Annotated in this window: 16 protein-coding genes and 1 other annotated feature; of the genes, 4 read left to right on the top strand and 12 right to left on the bottom strand. The window is 42.2% G+C overall.

Annotation, left to right across the window (positions count from 1 at the left end; translation table 11 throughout):
- Together Xind_RS08620 and Xind_RS08615 are read right to left on the bottom strand one after the other, a co-directional pair.
- The coding region (locus tag Xind_RS08620; protein WP_187649861.1) for a phage tail protein at positions 1-1299 on the bottom strand (1299 nt) is incomplete at its 3' end.
- A 311-nt stretch (positions 1300-1610) separates the two neighbouring features.
- Positions 1611-3191 (bottom strand): TerC family protein, encoded by a 1581-nt coding sequence (locus Xind_RS08615; protein WP_047683705.1) that lies wholly within the window; start codon positions 3189-3191, stop codon positions 1611-1613.
- Between the two features lie 279 nt (positions 3192-3470).
- Here Xind_RS08615 and gndA point away from each other — a divergent pair, with 279 nt between their 5' ends.
- Positions 3471-4877, top strand: coding sequence for an NADP-dependent phosphogluconate dehydrogenase (gndA, locus tag Xind_RS08610; RefSeq protein WP_187649860.1), 1407 nt, complete (start codon positions 3471-3473; stop codon positions 4875-4877).
- A 111-nt stretch (positions 4878-4988) separates the two neighbouring features.
- Here the strand turns inward: gndA and Xind_RS22240 are convergent, their stop codons facing one another.
- Positions 4989-5114 carry a hypothetical protein gene (locus Xind_RS22240; RefSeq protein WP_276511067.1) on the bottom strand — a complete coding sequence of 42 codons (126 nt, stop codon included), beginning with the start codon at positions 5112-5114 and terminating at the stop codon, positions 4989-4991.
- A 337-nt stretch (positions 5115-5451) separates the two neighbouring features.
- Between Xind_RS22240 and yiaY the strand changes: the two genes are divergently transcribed.
- Positions 5452-6603, top strand: a complete 1152-nt coding sequence (gene yiaY, locus Xind_RS08605; protein WP_187649859.1) for an L-threonine dehydrogenase — start codon at positions 5452-5454, stop codon at positions 6601-6603.
- A gap of 190 nt (positions 6604-6793) precedes the next feature.
- On the opposite strand, the gene hisIE is transcribed toward yiaY, so the two are convergent.
- Genes hisIE through hisG form a run of 8 tightly spaced genes read right to left on the bottom strand, consistent with a single transcriptional unit; the run spans position 6794 to position 13996 of the window.
- Positions 6794-7429: a bifunctional phosphoribosyl-AMP cyclohydrolase/phosphoribosyl-ATP diphosphatase HisIE gene (gene hisIE / locus Xind_RS08600; RefSeq protein WP_047683702.1), complete on the bottom strand. Its 636-nt coding sequence runs from the start codon at positions 7427-7429 to the stop codon at positions 6794-6796.
- Positions 7423-8199: an imidazole glycerol phosphate synthase subunit HisF gene (hisF, locus tag Xind_RS08595; protein ID WP_047683698.1), complete on the bottom strand. Its 777-nt coding sequence runs from the start codon at positions 8197-8199 to the stop codon at positions 7423-7425. The genes hisIE and hisF overlap by 7 nt, the downstream gene beginning before the upstream one ends.
- Positions 8181-8918: a 1-(5-phosphoribosyl)-5-[(5-phosphoribosylamino)methylideneamino]imidazole-4-carboxamide isomerase gene (hisA, locus tag Xind_RS08590; RefSeq protein ID WP_047683697.1), complete on the bottom strand. Its 738-nt coding sequence runs from the start codon at positions 8916-8918 to the stop codon at positions 8181-8183. The genes hisF and hisA overlap by 19 nt, the downstream gene beginning before the upstream one ends.
- Positions 8919-8922: 4 nt before the next feature.
- Entirely contained in the window at positions 8923-9513 is a 591-nt protein-coding gene (hisH, locus tag Xind_RS08585; protein WP_047683715.1) for an imidazole glycerol phosphate synthase subunit HisH, read from the bottom strand.
- A 12-nt stretch (positions 9514-9525) separates the two neighbouring features.
- Positions 9526-10593 (bottom strand): bifunctional histidinol-phosphatase/imidazoleglycerol-phosphate dehydratase HisB, encoded by a 1068-nt coding sequence (gene hisB / locus Xind_RS08580; RefSeq protein WP_047683695.1) that lies wholly within the window; start codon positions 10591-10593, stop codon positions 9526-9528.
- Positions 10590-11708, bottom strand: coding sequence for a histidinol-phosphate transaminase (gene hisC, locus Xind_RS08575; RefSeq protein ID WP_187649858.1), 1119 nt, complete (start codon positions 11706-11708; stop codon positions 10590-10592). The genes hisB and hisC overlap by 4 nt, the downstream gene beginning before the upstream one ends.
- 9 nt (positions 11709-11717) lie before the next feature.
- Positions 11718-13091, bottom strand: a complete 1374-nt coding sequence (gene hisD / locus Xind_RS08570) for a histidinol dehydrogenase (RefSeq protein WP_187649857.1) — start codon at positions 13089-13091, stop codon at positions 11718-11720.
- A gap of 5 nt (positions 13092-13096) precedes the next feature.
- A complete protein-coding gene (hisG, locus tag Xind_RS08565) occupies positions 13097-13996 on the bottom strand; it encodes an ATP phosphoribosyltransferase (RefSeq protein ID WP_047683689.1) in 900 nt (299 codons plus the stop codon).
- Between the two features lie 62 nt (positions 13997-14058).
- Positions 14059-14182: a sequence feature (His leader region), on the bottom strand.
- A 408-nt stretch (positions 14183-14590) separates the two neighbouring features.
- Here hisG and Xind_RS08560 point away from each other — a divergent pair.
- Positions 14591-15442, top strand: a complete 852-nt coding sequence (locus tag Xind_RS08560; protein WP_156115393.1) for an SDR family oxidoreductase — start codon at positions 14591-14593, stop codon at positions 15440-15442.
- On the opposite strand, the gene Xind_RS08555 is transcribed toward Xind_RS08560, so the two are convergent.
- The gene (locus Xind_RS08555) at positions 15443-16063 is read right to left on the bottom strand and encodes a glutathione S-transferase family protein (RefSeq protein WP_047683686.1); all 621 of its coding nucleotides are present in this window, start codon (positions 16061-16063) and stop codon (positions 15443-15445) included.
- 164 nt (positions 16064-16227) lie between these two features.
- Between Xind_RS08555 and Xind_RS08550 the strand changes: the two genes are divergently transcribed.
- Positions 16228-17436 carry a serine hydrolase gene (locus tag Xind_RS08550; protein ID WP_047683681.1) on the top strand — a complete coding sequence of 403 codons (1209 nt, stop codon included), beginning with the start codon at positions 16228-16230 and terminating at the stop codon, positions 17434-17436.
- The last annotated feature ends 141 nt before the right edge of the window (positions 17437-17577 follow it).

Here is a 17577-nt window from a genome sequence, read left to right as displayed (position 1 = left end):
CAGGGTAATGTCATTGACCAGCTCTTTGTCGTTGACACGGCGGGTTAACGGCACTTTGCTGTCCGCCACTTTCATGACTTGTGCATCGCCGTCTTTAATCCGCGCATCGGTTTCAGCCTTGGTATAGGCATCAACATCCGCGGCCATCAGGGTAATGTCATTGACCAGCTCTTTGTCGTTGACACGGCGGGTTAACGGCACTTTGCTGTCCGCCACTTTCATGACTTGTGCATCGCCGTCTTTAATCCGCGCATCGGTTTCAGCCTTGGTATAGGCATCAACATCCGCGGCCATCAGGGTAATGTCATTGACCAGCTCTTTGTCGTTGACACGGCGGGTTAACGGCACTTTGCTGTCCGCCACTTGCAACGCGTGTTTGGCTTCCTGCATGATCGGGGTATCGCCGTCTTTAATCCGCGCATCGGTTTCGGCCTTGGTATAGGCATCAACATCCGCGGCGACCAGAGTGATGTCATTGACCAGCTCTTTGTCATTGATGCGGCGGGTTAACGGCACTTTGCTGTCTGCCACTTTCATGACTTGTGCATCACCGTCTTTAATCCGCGCATCGGTTTCAGCCTTGGTATAGGCATCAACATCCGCGGCCACCAGGGTAACGTCATTGACCAGCTCTTTGTCATTGACACGGCGGGTTAACGGCACCCATTTCTTCTTGGCATTTTCTGGATTAGCTAAATCATAGGCTTTTTGGGCTAACTCATTAGCTGATTTCACGGCTTTTGATGTTGCTGCATGGGCCTCACTGTTACTGTCTACAGCATTACTTAAAATAACAAATCCTTTGTTTTTCAATGTGGCATCTGGATGGTTACGGCTGTCTGCATGGTCTCCGATTCTGTCCCTTACGTATCTGCGAGTTGCTAAGCCAGAAAATAATTCTTCAAACGAACCTACCAAATTTATGTTATCAATAGGTAAAAGCATACGAATTGTTTGTTCATGCTTTTGTGATTTGTACAGTTCAGCACAGTTTCCGATAGCAACTAGCGTACCACTTTTATCAAATAGACCTATTTCACGGATCCACCAGCTACCCTCATCTTCTGGGAGTACCTGTTCAACAACAATTTGGTTAGGGTTTTTAGGATCAATGAATAATCTGTCAATTTCTGCACGATATCTTTCATTAATCAATTGAGTTTGATTAGCATTCGGTGTTGGCAAATTTCCGTCGCCAACTGCCATGTGTGTAATTTCAAGCTTGTTACCTGAGGTTGCAGCGTTTTCCAGTTTATTGGCACCTGAATCTGTCAACAATGAAAAATATTTCGTACTCATGTAATCCCCTTATTTATCAATGACAAGTCAATGGAATAATTCACAAACCCGCCTGTTACAACACAAGTTCCTGTAGCATTTGCCTGAGCTATAACAGTTGACTGTTTAATAAGCTCATTGTTTTGGTAAACATGTGTTCGTGGAGAAATGTAGGCAGGTCCTGCCTATATGAGACATACATTGCATCTGCAAGATTAAGCGGATTAATTATCTGGAAATTCAAATTAAATCAAAATAATGAAATTTGTCAGAAATGAAAAAACCGACACAGTGTCGGTTTTTGTCAGTAAATGATGTGTATCACGAGTGAATTATTCTTTCATCTCTTCTTCTACTTTTAGCAAGGTGATTTTCACTTTGTTAATGCGATGACTGGTGATTTCCAGTGGTTCAAAAAGATAATCGCCAATTTGTAGTTGTTCCCCTTGTTGTGGAATATGTTGTAGATATTCCATTAACAGGCCCGCCAGTGTTTGGTATTCGCGTTTTTCATCCAGTGGTAGTGGAATATAAAGTATCAGATCATCCAGCGGCATAAATCCATTGGCAATCCAATGCCCTTCTTCTGTAACCTGAATATCATGGCGAGCATCAATCTCTCCACTGCCTACAGGCAAGTTTCCTGTGATGGTTTCCATTACATCTGTGACTGTGACAATACCTTCAACGGAGCCAAATTCATCCACAACAAAAGCAAAGTGAGTTTGTGCCTGACGGAATTGTTCTAACGCCTGAAGTAAAGAGAGAGATTCAGGGAAAATCAAAGGTTGTTGTACTAATTGCCGCAAATTAAATGTCTTATGAGTGAGTTGTTGATTAAGGATATCAATCACATGAACTACACCTAGCGGTTCATCACTGGTTTTTTCATCCGTGACGACAATCCGAGTGTGTGGTTTTTGCTCCAGTAATATAGCCAATTTGTCAGTAGGTGAGTGAACATCAAGGTAAACCACGTCGTGGCGTGAGGTCATAATACTGCTGACTGTACGTTGTGCGAGACTAAAAACGCGGGCAATCATTTGCCGTTCTTGTGGTTCAAAAACTTCTTTATGCTCTTCATGATCCGCGATCAAACTGGAAGTATGGTTATCCAAATCCGCATTTTCACGTTTGCCATTTAAAATATGGAGGACAGCTTCTGCGGTTCTCTCGCGTAGTGAGCGCGAAGCACTCAGGAATTTGCGACGATTGAAATGGGCGAATTGATTTAGTGCTTCGATCATAATGGAGAAGCCAATGGCAGCATAAAGATAGCCTTTCGGTATTTTATAGCCAAAGCCTTCGGCTAGCAGGCTGAAACCAATCATCAGTAGAAAACTGAGACACAGTATAACGATGGTAGGATGGGCATTAACAAACTTTGTCAGAGGCTTACTGGCCCATATCATCAGGATCATGGCGATGATGACCGCAGTAACCATGATACCAATATGATTAACCATACCCACGGCGGTAATAACGGAATCCAGTGAGAAAACAGCATCTAAGACAATAATCTGTACAACAACCGCCCAAAAACTTGTTCCTTTACGCTGTTGATTGGTATGCAGGATTTTTCCTTCCAGCCGTTCATTCAACTCCATTGTGGCTTTAAACAGTAGGAACATTCCCCCAATCAGCATAATTAAATCACGGGCACTGAATGGATGATCCCACAAGGTCAGCAATGGTGTTGTCAGAGAAATAAGCCAAGAGAGGCTGAATAATAAGAGCAACCTCATCAGCAGGGCACAGGACAAACCAGTGAGTCTGGCTTTATCTCTCTGTTTTTCAGGAAGTTTATCTGCCAGAATGGCAATAAAGATTAAGTTGTCAATTCCGAGAACAATTTCTAAAACGATAAGTGTGGCCAGACCTGCCCATATCGTTGGATCAGCGATCCATTCCATATAGTTTATTTTACCTTTTACTGTGACGGCTTGTGCCGACCTCTGAATAATGAGGATTGATTGTCAAAATATCAATAGGCGATTTATTGCAGTTGGAAATTTTTTCAGCAAAAAAACAGTATCACAATATCGGTTGCATCAATAACTATCCCCGATACCCATTCCTGAGTTAATATGTGATCTCATTAACAAATTGTCTACTATATTTTGTTGTACGCGATATTGTTACATGTACAACGTTTTGGTAGGCAGCAAGTCATTATCAGACGGGAGTTATTCATGTCCAAGCAACAGATCGGTGTTGTCGGTATGGCGGTTATGGGGCGCAATCTGGCGTTGAATATTGAGAGCCGTGGTTACTCTGTATCAATTTTTAACCGCTCCAGCGATAAAACTGATGAAGTGATCGCTGAAAATCCAGGGAAAAAATTAGTTCCAAGTTATTCCATTGAAGAGTTTGTCGATTCGCTGGAAAGGCCACGTCGTATTCTGTTAATGGTTAAGGCAGGTGAAGCTACGGATAAAACCATTGCATCTCTGACGCCGCATTTGGATAAGGGTGACATTCTGATTGATGGTGGCAACACCTATTTTCAGGATACTATCCGCCGTAATCGTGAATTATCCGCTCAAGGTTTTAACTTTATTGGTACAGGGGTTTCCGGTGGTGAAGAAGGTGCATTAAAAGGCCCTTCAATTATGCCGGGTGGTCAGAAAGAGGCTTATGAACTGGTTGCACCGATTTTGAAAGAGATTGCTGCTCAAGCAGATGGTGAGCCTTGTGTGACTTATATTGGCCCAGATGGAGCAGGCCACTACGTGAAGATGGTTCACAATGGCATTGAGTATGGTGATATGCAGCTAATTGCTGAAGCTTATTCTCTGCTGAAGCATTCACTGAATCTGAGCAATCAGGAACTGGCGGATGTATTCAATGATTGGAATCAGGGTGATCTGAGTAGTTATCTGATTGAAATTACTGCTGATGTTTTCAATAAGAAAGATGAAGAAGGTAAATATCTGGTAGATGTGATCCTGGATGAAGCAGCTAACAAAGGGACTGGTAAATGGACTAGTCAGAGTTCTCTGGATCTGGGCGTTCCAGTAACGTTGATTACTGAATCTGTCTTCGCGCGTTACATCTCTTCTATGAAAGATCAGCGAGTAGCTGCATCTAAAGTTCTGTCAGGGCCAGAAGTCCAGTCATTTAAAGGTGATAAGTCAGAATTTATTGAGAAAGTTCGTCGTGCTTTGTATTTAGGTAAGATCGTTTCTTATGCGCAAGGCTTCCAACAGTTGAAAGCATCTTCTGATGAATACAACTGGAATTTGAACTACGGTGAAATTGCCAAAATCTTCCGTGCTGGCTGTATTATTCGTGCGCAATTCCTGCAAAAAATCACGGATGCTTACAACGAAAACCAAGATATTGCTAACCTGTTGCTGGCACCTTACTTTAAACAAATTGCTGATGAATATCAGCAAGCTCTGCGTGATGTTGTTTCTTATGGTGTGCAGAATGGTATTCCAACACCAACTTTCTCTGCGGCTATCTCTTATTACGATAGCTATCGTTCTGCCGTTTTGCCTGCCAATCTGATTCAGGCACAGCGTGACTATTTCGGAGCACATACCTATAAGCGTATCGATAAAGAAGGTGTATTTCATACTGAATGGTTATCATAATGGTTAGTTATTTATAATAAATACTTAACTTTAAAAATGATGAGGTGCTGAGTTTTCAGCACCTTTTTTGTAGCAAAATTTTTTAATAAATAATATATAAAAAAGTGATCTCTATCTCACCAACCATTCAGCAAATTGCACCAGCCAGTGAGCCATATTTGCATCAAAAGCGTGATGTATCACAATAATGCAGATAACCATCAGCCCAATTATTACCAGAATAAAAATATTATTCATAGAATAATCACCTATTTTGTCTGGTTGAATTATAGCAAAATATAAATTTTATTTAATTTGTTTCTGGTTAACTAGAGGGCATTCTGAATGTGACTAATTCCGGTATGGCGATACTTGAGTGCTATCCGGTAGCGCTTTGAATGTTTAATCCTGTATTTGACTCATCTTAAAATAAATTTTTATTTTTTAGGTTTAGTGAAATTCAGTTTATTTTTTAATCCTACACTAGGGGTTATTGATATGAGTCAAAATTACTGATGCAGATAAGTGACAGATTGTAAACCACTTCTCTTACATCAGGATTTGAGATACCTCAGTAAAATCTAAGGAGTTCCTAATGGCAATATCAACTTTCTTTATCCCGCCGGTGAATAAAATCGGTATGGGATGCTTGAATGAAGCCGTTGAGTTAGTGAAAACTTATGGCTACAAACAGGCTTTAATCGTCACTGACTGTGTACTGAACGAGATTGGTGTTGTTGGGAAAGTTCAGAAGTTATTGACTGATGTAGGGATAAAAAGTGCAGTTTATGATAGGACGAATCCGAACCCAACTACGATCAATGTCGAACAAGGTCTGGCTATTCTGCGTCAGCATGATTGTGATTTTGTAATTTCTCTGGGGGGTGGTTCACCGCACGATTGTGCAAAAGGTATTGCTTTGGTGGCGGCAAATGGTGGTGATATTCGTGATTATGAAGGTGTTGATCGCTCTGCAAAACCCCAATTGCCGCTGATAGCGATTAATACCACGGCAGGGACAGCTTCCGAAATGACACGTTTTTGTATTATCACAGATATAGATCGCCATATTAAAATGGCAATTGTGGACAAAAACGTGACCCCGATCTTATCAGTTAATGATCCTGCATTGATGATTGGAATGCCAAAAGGACTGACGGCTGCGACGGGTATGGATGCATTGACTCATGCGATTGAAGCCTATGTATCTATAGCGGCTAATCCGATCACTGATGCTTGTGCATTAAAAGCGGTAACAATGATCAGCCGTTATTTGCGTCGTGCTGTTGAAGATGGCAGTGATGTAGAAGCGCGTGAAAATATGGCTTATGCCCAATTCTTAGCGGGTATGGCATTCAACAATGCTTCTTTGGGTTATGTTCACGCGATGGCGCATCAATTAGGTGGTTTCTATGATCTGCCACATGGTGTCTGTAATGCGGTGTTATTACCTCATGTACAGCGTTTTAATGCCAAAGCCGCAGCATCTCGCTTGAAAGATATTGCTGCTGCGATGGAAGCCAATGTTACGAATATTGATGATCAAGAGGGTGCAGAAGTATGTATTCAAGAGATCAGCAGACTGGCAAAAGATGTCAATATCCCGGCGGGGTTAGCTGAACTGAATGTTAAATCAGAAGATATTCCAACATTGTCAGCTAATGCCTTAAAAGATGCTTGTGGTTTCACCAATCCGATTCAGGCATCACATGAAGAGATTGTTGCTATTTTCGAAGAAGCAATGTAGTGATTCATAATATTTTTTCTTCATAACATTTTTCACAAACTCTGCCATCTTATCTGGTAAGGGTAAGGTTTAGTAAAAAGCCACTTCGTTTTATTCAGGTAAATTAACGAAGTGGCGTATTTTCTAACTTCGATTCCTGTTCAGAAAACGATTCTTTAAAAGTTATTGCTTAAAAAATATTGCTTAAAAACTATTCCTTAATTGAATGCCTTTTTTGCAATTGGCGGATGACACAACTAAGATCCAAATCTTGATCTTGTAGTAATACCAATAGATGATAAATCAAATCCGCAGCTTCATTGGTGAGTTCTTCTTTATCATTAACAGTTGCTGCTAATGCAGTTTCTATACCTTCTTCTCCCACTTTTTGCGCAATGCGTTTTGTCCCACGGGCGTACAAGCGGGCAGTATAGGAGCTATCCGGGGACGAATTTTTTCGACTTGCTATTAACTGTTCCAGTTGGTAAAGAAAGCCCCATCCTGTTTGTGCGGAAGCAAAACAGCTTTCAGTGCCTTTATGGCAGGTTGGTCCGACAGGATTGGCAAGGATAAGGAGAGTATCGTTATCACAGTCAGAGTGAATTTCAACTAATTCCAGAAAATTACCGGAGCTTTCACCTTTAGTCCATAACCGCTGTTTAGTGCGTGAGAAAAAGGTAATTTTGCCTGAATTTAGCGTCACATTTAGTGCTTCCTGATCCATGTAACCCATCATCAACACTGTACCAGACACGGCATGTTGCACGATAACGGGCAAGAGGTTATCGACTTTTTCCCAATCTAATTTTTCAATTTCTTGTTGTGTTAATGCTGGTATCGTTAACATGTTCTTATTTCAACCCCTTGTGCTGCCAGATACTGTTTCAGTTCACCAATGTTGATGATCTGTTTGTGGAAAACGGAAGCGGCTAAGGCACCATCAACATTCGCTATTTTGAAGGCGTCTAGAAAATGTATTGGGGCACCTGCACCACCGGAAGCAATCAAGGGTACAGAGCAGGCTTCCCGAACCAGTTTAAGTTGGGCGAGATCATAACCATTACGCACCCCGTCCTGATTCATCATGTTCAGGACAATTTCACCGGCTCCACGTTGTTGTACTTCTTTGACCCAATCTAATGTTTGCCATGAAGTTGCGATAGTGCGTTTTTCATTTCCGGTAAATTGGTATACTTGATAGCTATTGTTCTTTTCATCAAACCATGTATCAATACCGATCACGACACACTGAACCCCATAGCGATCAGCCAGACGGTTAATCAAAAAAGGATCTGCTAAAGCAGGGGAATTAATAGAAATTTTATCTGCACCGAATGATAAGATTTTCCCTGCATCTTCGACGGTTTTGATCCCACCAGCAACACAAAAAGGGATATCAATCATTTCAGCTACTTTCGCAACCCAGCTTTTATCGACTATACGGCCATCAGAAGAGGCGGTGATATCGTAAAATACCAGTTCGTCTGCACCTTCCTGGGCGTAGCGTTGTGCAAGGGGAACGATATCCCCAATAATCTCATGATTGCGAAATTGTACTCCTTTAACCACTTGTCCATCGCGTACATCAAGGCAAGGGATTATGCGTTTTGCCAACATTGAATAGCCTCCCTCAGTGTAAATTTCCCTTCAAGTAACGCGCGACCAACGATCACACCTGCAACACCAGATGCAGGCAGGGGAGAAATATCGGCAAGGCTACCGATCCCTCCGGATGCTTGAAATGCGATTTGTGGATAGCATTGACTGATTTCCTGATATAGCGAAATATTAGAACCATTCAGTGTGCCATCACGGGAAATGTCGGTACATAGAACATGTTTTAGGCCAACAGGAAGATATTGTTCAACAATTTGTTCAAGTGTGGCTTTACTGTTTTCCTGCCAACCACTAATGGCAATTTGTTTAACACCATCTGTATTGATGCGGATATCCAGTGCCAGCACTATGGCTTCTGCTCCGTAATCTTGAAACCATTGCTTAACTAATTCTGGTTGGGTGACCGCAGTTGAGCCAATAACTACCCGACTTGCTCCGGCTTCAAAGAGCGCTTTGACATCGTTTTCTGAACGAATACCGCCACCGACTTGTACAGGAATGGAAATACCTGCCAGTAGCTTACGTAACAATGTCATTTGGCGTTTTGCAGGATTTTTTGCTCCGGTCAAATCCACCAGATGCAATAGCTTGGCACCTGTTTGTTCATATTCCTGTAAACGGGATAAGGGAGAATTTCCATAATCCCGGCGTCGGTCATAATCACCTTGATGCAAACGCACAACGTTGCCATCGATTAGATCTAATGCAGGTATAATCATGCGATTACATCTCCAGAAAGTTTTTCAATAGCTGTGCTCCCGCCGCGCCGGATCGCTCAGGGTGGAATTGCACACCCAAAAAATTGTTTTTTGCAATTACGCTACTGAATGGATTGCCATAATTCGTTTGAGCAATAGTGTATTCGCCAACAGGCAGGGCATAACTGTGTACGAAATAGAAATAAGCATTATTTTTAATATTGTGGAATAAGGGATGCCCGGCGAGAGCATTAACTTGATTCCATCCCATGTGTGGTAATGGCAAACCAGAAGTTGCCATTTTTCTAACAGAAGAATGGATTAACTTGAGTAATGAGATATTACCGCCTTCTTCGCTGGTTTCAGCCAGAAGTTGCAGACCCAGACAGATCCCTAATACTGGCTGAGTGAGAGAAGTGATCAGGGAGATCAATTCCCGTTGTTGAAGTTGATCCATTGCGGCAGTAGCTGTGCCTACACCCGGTAAGAGCAGTTTCTCGGCTGATTTAACAATATCTGCATCATGGCTGATTACAGGTGCATAGCCTAACCGACGGACAGCATAGGCAACGGAGGCAAGATTGGCACAGCCTGTATCCAAAATAACAACTTTCATCATCATTTTCTCTTATAAGACACCTTTAGAGCTGGGCAAGGTATCGCCTTCTATGCGGATAGCTTGTCTTAGGGTGCGGCCAAAAACTTTAAACAAACTTTCGGCACGATGGTGATCATTCTTACCTTTAGTTTTCAGGTGTAAGGTACATCCCATTGTATAAGAGAGGGAACGGAAAAAATGTTCGATCATCTCTGTACTTAAATCCCCAACACGTTGATGTTTAAATTCAGCTTTATATTCAAGGTGTGGTCGGCCGGAAATATCCAGGGCGCAACGGGCAAGACATTCGTCCATTGGAAGCGTAAATCCGAAACGGGCAATACCACGTTTATCACCTAATGCTTGTTTCAGAGCTTCCCCTAATGCAAGACCAGTGTCTTCAACAGTGTGATGATCATCAATATAAAGATCACCCTCAACTTGAATGTTCATGCGAAAACCACCATGAGTGGCGATCTGATCCAGCATATGATCAAAGAAACCGACGCCTGTATTAATGCGACTCTCTCCTTCTCGGTCCAGCCAAATGTCAATATTGATCGTAGTTTCTTTCGTTTTACGGTTTACGCTGGAATGACGATCTTTATGGGTCAACTGTTCACAAATGGCTGACCAGTCCAGTGAATCAGCTTGATAACGAATGCCTTGTATTCCCATTTTTCGGGCTAATTGCAGGTCAGTTTCCCGATCACCAATCACGTAACTGTTCTTGGTATCCATAACACCATCTGCCAGGTATTTCTCCACCAAACCGAGTTTTGGTTTGCGGCAATCACAGTTATCTTCCGGTTTGTGAGGACAGATTAATATCTCTTCAAACTGGATACCTTGTGAAGTAAGAATTTGCATCATCAGAGCATGAGGTGGTTCAAAATCAGCTAGAGGAAAACGGCTTGTACCTAATCCATCTTGGTTAGTGACCATAACTAGTTTGTAACCGAATTTTTGCAGGGTCAGTAGAGCAGGGATCACGTCAGCTTCAAAAGCCAATTTATCAAGGCGGTCGACTTGATAGTCCGTTGGTGGTTCAGTAATCAATGTTCCATCGCGGTCAATGAAAAGCAATTTCTGGCTCATGGATTTTCTGTTTCCTGTACTTGTTGAGTTTGTTTGCAAATTTGTTTGCAAAGAGTAGCAATGGCATTGACAAGCCGCTCACATTCACTACGGTTGCCAACAGTAATACGTAAGCAATTTTCTAATCCCGGTTGTTTTTGTTGATCGCGCAGGATAATGCCCTGATCCCATAATGCTCTGAATACTAATTCAGCATTGGTGAATCTCACCAGGATATAGTTGGCTTCACTGGGAAATACCTTTTCCACCAATATCAGTTCATCAAGTGCTGCTTGTAGATAAGCTCGATTAGCAATAATTTCTCCTACCCGGTTTTGCATTGTCCGAATGCCTGTTGCAGTTAGTGCCTGTGCTGCGATATCTGCAACAGGCGTAGCAAGTGGATAAGGAGCAATCACTTTCAACATTAGCGCGATAATATCGGCAGAAGCCAGAGTAAATCCACAACGTAGCCCTGCTAAAGCAAAAGCTTTCGAGAGGGTTCGCAAAATCACCAAGTGGGGATACTTTTTTAGCCAGTGAATGGTAGTATTTTGCGGGTTGAATTCGATATAGGCTTCATCAATGGCAACAATGGCACGATTGTGGGTAAGTTCGAGGATCTGGCGTAATGCAGCGGGATCAATCAAATTACCTGTTGGATTATTCGGGTTGCAGATATAGATCAATTTGACGCGATCCAGATTATTTTGGATTGCTGTAGTATTTGGCTGCCAGTCAGTACTGCTGAGGATCTTTTTCTGCTCGACACCGAAGGTTTCAGCGCTGACACTGTACATACCGTATGTTGGAGGGCAAAACAGAACGGCATCTTTACCCGGTTCGCAGAAAACGCGGATCAGCAGCTCTATGGATTCATCTGCTCCACGGCTGACAAGCACTTGTTCTGGTTGCAGGTTTGTGTAATTTGCATAACGCTGAATAACCGTTACAGGTTGGCACTCAGGATAGCGATTGAGCGTTTTTTCCGAGAATTGGAAATCAGGGGCGGTGTGATATTCGTTGGCATTTAACCAAATATCACCCTTGCCACCCAGACGACGGGCTGACATATAAGGGACTAATTTGCGGATATTTTCTCTTGCCAGTAAATTGACATCAAAAACAGTGCTCATTATTGCTCCTTAAGCTTTGGGATGAGTGTCGGCATTGTCTGCACTATCTGTACTGTTCAGAGCAGCTATACGTAATGTGACCGCATTCTTGTGCGCAGTGAGTTGTTCTGCCTGTGCCAGTGTTTCTATAGTTGGTGCAAGTTTTTTTAAACCTTGTGGTGTGAGTTTCTGAACTGTCATTCTTTTCAGGAAATCAGCCAAACTGAGGCTTGAGTAGGTTGAGGTATAACCATAAGTTGGTAATACGTGATTTGTACCAGAAGCATAATCTCCCGCAGATTCAGGCGACCAGTTGCCAAGGAAAATGGAACCCGCATTGGTGATTTTGTCTACAAGCTGTTCTGGTTGCCGCGTTTGGATGATCAAGTGCTCAGGGCCATATTGGTTACTGATTGTCACACATTGGTCAATATTAGCAGTGACAATGATACGGCTGGATTGTAAGGCCTGAATAGCGATTTGTTGACGTGGCAGCGTGAGGAGTTGTTTCTCGATTTCACGAATGACCTGCTTGGCATAATTTTCGTCAGGTGTGACCAATATAACTTGGGAATCTGGGCCATGTTCTGCTTGTGAAAGTAGGTCTGCTGCGGTAAATGTGGGATTAGCACTATTGTCTGCAATTACCAGTACTTCTGAGGGGCCAGCCGGCATATCAATGGCTGCACCATCAAGGTGTTGGCTTACTTGTCGTTTGGCTTCGGTGACCCAGGCACTACCTGGACCAAAAATTTTATCCACTTTAGGGATGGATTCTGTACCAAATGCCATTGCTCCAATGGCTTGAGCACCACCAATCTGAAATATTTCGCTGATACCGCATAATTGGGCAGCGTAGAGTATTTCATCAGCAATCGGTGGTGGAGAGCATAAAATTACTTTACGGCATCCTGCGATACGGGCGGGAGTGCCGAGCATTAGCACAGTGGAAGGTAATGGCGCGGAACCTCCGGGGATGTATAGCCCTACTGAATCAATTGGCCGTGTAATTTGCTGGCAATACACACCGGGTATAGTTTCTACTTCAATTACTGTTGGTTTTTGTGCTTCATGAAACAGGCGGATATTGTTCATGGCCTGTTGCATAGCTTGTTTGATTTCTGGTGCCAGGCGTTTGGTTGCGGTGTTAATCGCATCTACAGAAATTTGGATGGTATTAACTGCGATATTATCGAAATGTTGACTAAGTTCCCGTAATACTTCATCTCCTCGCTCTTTGACGGTTTTTAGGATCTGTTTTACCGTACTGGTAACATTTTCAGATGCGGCAACAGCAGGGCGGGCTAGCAGCATTTGTTGCTGTTCCGGCGTACATTCTTGCCAGTGAATGATGGTGTTAAAATCAGCGGTATTGCTCAAAGTTATATTAAGATTAGCACTCATCAGGATTACTCCATCATCTTTTCAATGGGTAAAACAAGAATGGAGCTGGCACCCAGTGTCTTGAGTTTTTCCATCGTTTCCCAGAATAGAGTTTCACTGCTGACCATGTGCATGGCGACACGGTTTTGAGCTCCAGCCAGAGGCAAAATAGTTGGGCGTTCTGCGCCCGGCAGTAATGAGATAATTTCTTCTAACTTGTCACTTGGAGCATGTAGCATGATGTATTTGGACTCACGAGCCTGAATGACACCTTGAATGCGGATCATCAACTTATTAATGAGTTGTTGTTTTGTTTCTGGCATTTCACCATCACGTTGGATCAGACAGGCTTTTGAACGATAGATAACTTCAACTTCCCGCAGCCCATTTGCTTCCAATGTTGCACCAGTTGATACCAAATCACAGATGGCATCGGCCAATCCTGCCCTGGGAGCAACTTCAACAGAGCCATTGAGAAGACAGGGTTTGAATTGAATACCTTTTTGATCCAGATAGTGTTTTAATAGGTGCGGGTAAGAGGTAGCGATACGAGAGTCTTGCAAACATTCTACGCCAGTATAGTCATAATCAAGAGGGGCGGCGAGAGAAAGGCGGCAACTGCCAAAATCAAGGCGGCGCAGTGTGGTATATTGCGGACTATCTCCCCGTGCGAGACGACTAAGCAATTCTTCTTCGAGTACATTTTCACCAACAATACCTAAATCGACAACACCATCCATTACAAGACCAGGAATATCATCATCACGGACACGTAAGATATCAATAGGCATATTTTCTGCGAATGCGATCAGGCGTTGTTGTTGTAAATTGATTTTGATGCCACAGCGTGCCAGTAATGCCTGGGAGTCATCACTCAAGCGTCCTGATTTCTGCATAGCTATCCGTAATCGAGTTTTATCTAACATGTTATGTCTACCCTATATCAATATATAAATTTAAAAATTAGGCAACTCGGAATCTGTTGGGCATAAAAAAACCCCCGGAAAATCTTCCGAGGGTTTTTTTATCGCATTCACACCACCGGAAGAGTTATTAAACGTCTTCCAGCACACAACAGCCTGAAAGACTAATCAGGATGATGATGGTGATGGTTAAATTGAATACGATTCATAATATGTATGCTCTCTGTCGAGTATGTGATTAATAATTTGAGTGTATATTTATCGCCTTCCAAGTCACGGTTTTGTAAGCAATGGCATGTTTTAGCGTTACTTATGTTTGGCTTACTTTGTGACTTCAGGAAAACTTTATGCTTAACTTTATATATATGTTTGCTATATGTTAGATGTTAGCAGATATAAGAAATTAACTGTCTGCTATTTAACCTATCTGATCCTCTATATGGAAAGCAACCTTTTTTTTAAAAAAGTTATTTTTCGCTATTAATTTTTTGTTTTATATGAAAATTATTTTTATCCTCTTTAGGAAAGTGAGCGGGTGATATCTTTTACAGGCGTAATTTGCTTCAATAATCAAAATCATATGGGCTGGGGAGAATCATGGTGAAAAAGGTTTCAATTATTGGACTGGGATGGTTAGGAATGCCACTGGCACAAGCCTTGCAAGGGAGTGGTATACAGGTAGTCGGTAGCAAAACAACCCCGGATGGTGTTGAAGCAGCTTGTATGTGTGGAGTTGACTGTCATTTATTGAATTTGACCCCTGAAATCATCTGTACACCTGATAAACTTGAACAACTTATGTCAGTTGATGTATTGGTTCTGACATTGCCTGTTAGCAGAGTTGCAGGAGGTGGGGCAGAGTATGTCAGAGCAGTACAGTTACTTGTTGATACTGCGCTCTCGTATTCTGTCCCTCATATTATTTTTACCAGCTCAACTTCCGTTTATGGTTCTTCTGTCGGCCATCTCAATGAAGATGCGCCATTGTTTCCTGAAACTCAATCTGCCAGAGCATTAGTTGAGCTGGAAAACTGGTTGCATCACTTACCCAATACATCTGTTGATATCCTGCGTTTGGCGGGTTTGGTAGGTAGTGGTCGCCATGCAGGACGTTTTTTGACAGGGCAGAAAGCGATTGCTGGGGGAGAAAACGCAGTTAATTTAGTTCATCAGGATGATGCTATCTCTGCTATTAAACTCCTTATTCAGCGTTCTGAAGGAGGCAATATCTATAATTTGTGTGCTCCGGAACACCCTAAAAGATCGGAGTTTTACTTACAAGCCTGTCGTCAGCTTAATTTAACCCCGCCAGAATTTTTACAACCGGAAGATGAGGAAATGGAAAATCAGACTGGGAAATGTAAAACGGTTGATGGAAGTCGCATTTGCCGGGAACTGGGGTTCGAGTACCAATATCCAGATCCCGGTAGAATGCCGATGAGCCTGTAATTAATTTATTTCAATCATAACGATTTTTTTGAACGCTGGCCTTTCAGTCATTAATTGATACCAGCGTTCTAAGTTTGGCAGCGATAGTCGTTCTGTCACGACATTAATCCATAGGTAGACAAAGGGGGCAAGGGCGATATCAGCCATACCAAATTTATCACCGGAAAGATAGGTTTGTTTGCCCAATGTTTCATCAGCAATTTTCAGTAGTTTTTCTATCTCTGCTAATGCTTGAGATATGATTTTTTGATCGCGTTGCGCTTCTGGAGTTCTGACAAGGTTTATCATGAGCTGTTTGATAGGAGGAAAGAGATTACAGCTTATCCAATCCATCCATTTTTCGACATTATATTTTTCTTTAATATCAGTTGGATATAGAATATCTTTGCCAAATTTTTCCGCAATATAACGGACTATCACATTTGATTCCCACAGGATAAAATCATCGTCCTGTAAACATGGAATAACGCCATTAGGGTTCATGTGTAAATATTTTGGATCATCAAGTTTGCCAAATTTTCCACCAACATCAATTTGCTGGTATGGGATCTTTAATTCTTCCAGACACCAAAGAACCTTTTTTACATTTGATGAATTCTTACGGCCCCAGACTGTCAGCATCATTTTCTCCTTAATATCAGGTTGTTCTGAGTTATTGATAATATGACAATGAATTCATGTGAATGACAGAAAAATCTTTACGTTATTGGGTTGGAGACTTATCTCATAACATCCTATATTAATAGAGGTTTTATATTTTGGCTGTCAGAGAAAAAAGGCGATCGATGATGAAAAAAAGAGGTCAGATAAAGATAATAAAGTTTTTTACAGTGGGGCTAAGTGTTTTTTGGCTGGCAAGTACCAACGTATACGCGATAAATGAACCGGCTGCGCCAGAGATTGATGCTAAAGCTTATATTTTGATGGACTATGCCAGTGGAAAAATTCTGGCGTCACATAACCCTGATGAGCGTTTGGATCCTGCGAGTCTGACAAAGATGATGACCAGTTATGTGATTGGGCAGGCGATGAAAGCTGGCAAAGTTTCCCAAGAGGATTTGGTCACTGTCGGAAAAGATGCCTGGGCGACAGGTAATCCGGTACTTAAAGGGTCTTCCCTGATGTTTTTAAAACCCGGAGATAGAGTCAAAGTCATTGATTTAAATCGTGGTGTTGTGATCCAGTCTGGTAATGATGCCAGCATTGCTCTTGCAGATCATGTTGCAGGTAGTCAGGATGCTTTTGTTGATTTAATGAATAAATACTCCCAATCGCTAGGTCTGACAAATACTCATTTTAAGACTGTTCATGGTTTAGATGCCGCCGGGCAGTATAGTACTGCTCGTGATATGGCACTTTTGGGTCAGGCAATGATCCGTGATGTTCCAGAAGAATATGCGCTGAATAAAGAAAAAGAATTCACTTTCAACAAAATCCGTCAGCCTAACCGTAACCGTTTGTTGTGGAATCAAAACATGAGCGTGGATGGTATAAAGACAGGCCATACCAGTGGAGCAGGATATAATCTTGTTGCTTCTGCAACAGAAGGTCCAATGCGTTTAATCTCAGTTGTTCTGGGTGCTCCAAGTGATCGAATTCGTTTTGTGGACAGTGAAAAGCTCCTGGTATGGGGTTTCCGTTTTTATGAAACCAGTACCTCGCTTAAGGCCGATGATGTACTAGTAACAGAAAAAGTGTGGTATGGAACTCGCCCGGAAGTTGCTTTAGGGGTAGAAAAAGATGCGGCAGTTACGGTTTTGCGTGGGCAGTCGGGTAATTTGAAAGCAAGTTTTACACTGAATCAGACACCACTGGAAGCGCCATTGGCAAAAAATCAGGTTGTAGGAACGGTTAATTTTATGCTGGATGGCAAGGTCATTGAACAACGCCCGCTGGTAGTCAAAGAAGCCGTTGAGGAGACAGGGTTCTTTGGCCGCGTTTGGGATTTTATTGTACTGACCGTCAGCGGTTGGTTTAACTCAATTTTCAATTAGTGAATGAATAAGTAAAAAAATAATAATTTGAAAATACTCAGAAATTAAACAAATGCCAGTCACCTTTATCGTGGCTGGCATTTGTTTCAGGGCAGCGATTTTGTTTTAGGGTAACGATTGTAGAAAGCTGCCTGATATATA

Origin of the sequence: Xenorhabdus indica, from assembly GCF_014467235.1 — a bacterium.
Classification (GTDB): domain Bacteria; phylum Pseudomonadota; class Gammaproteobacteria; order Enterobacterales; family Enterobacteriaceae; genus Xenorhabdus; species Xenorhabdus indica.
This window is presented reverse-complemented; position numbering and strand designations above follow the sequence as displayed.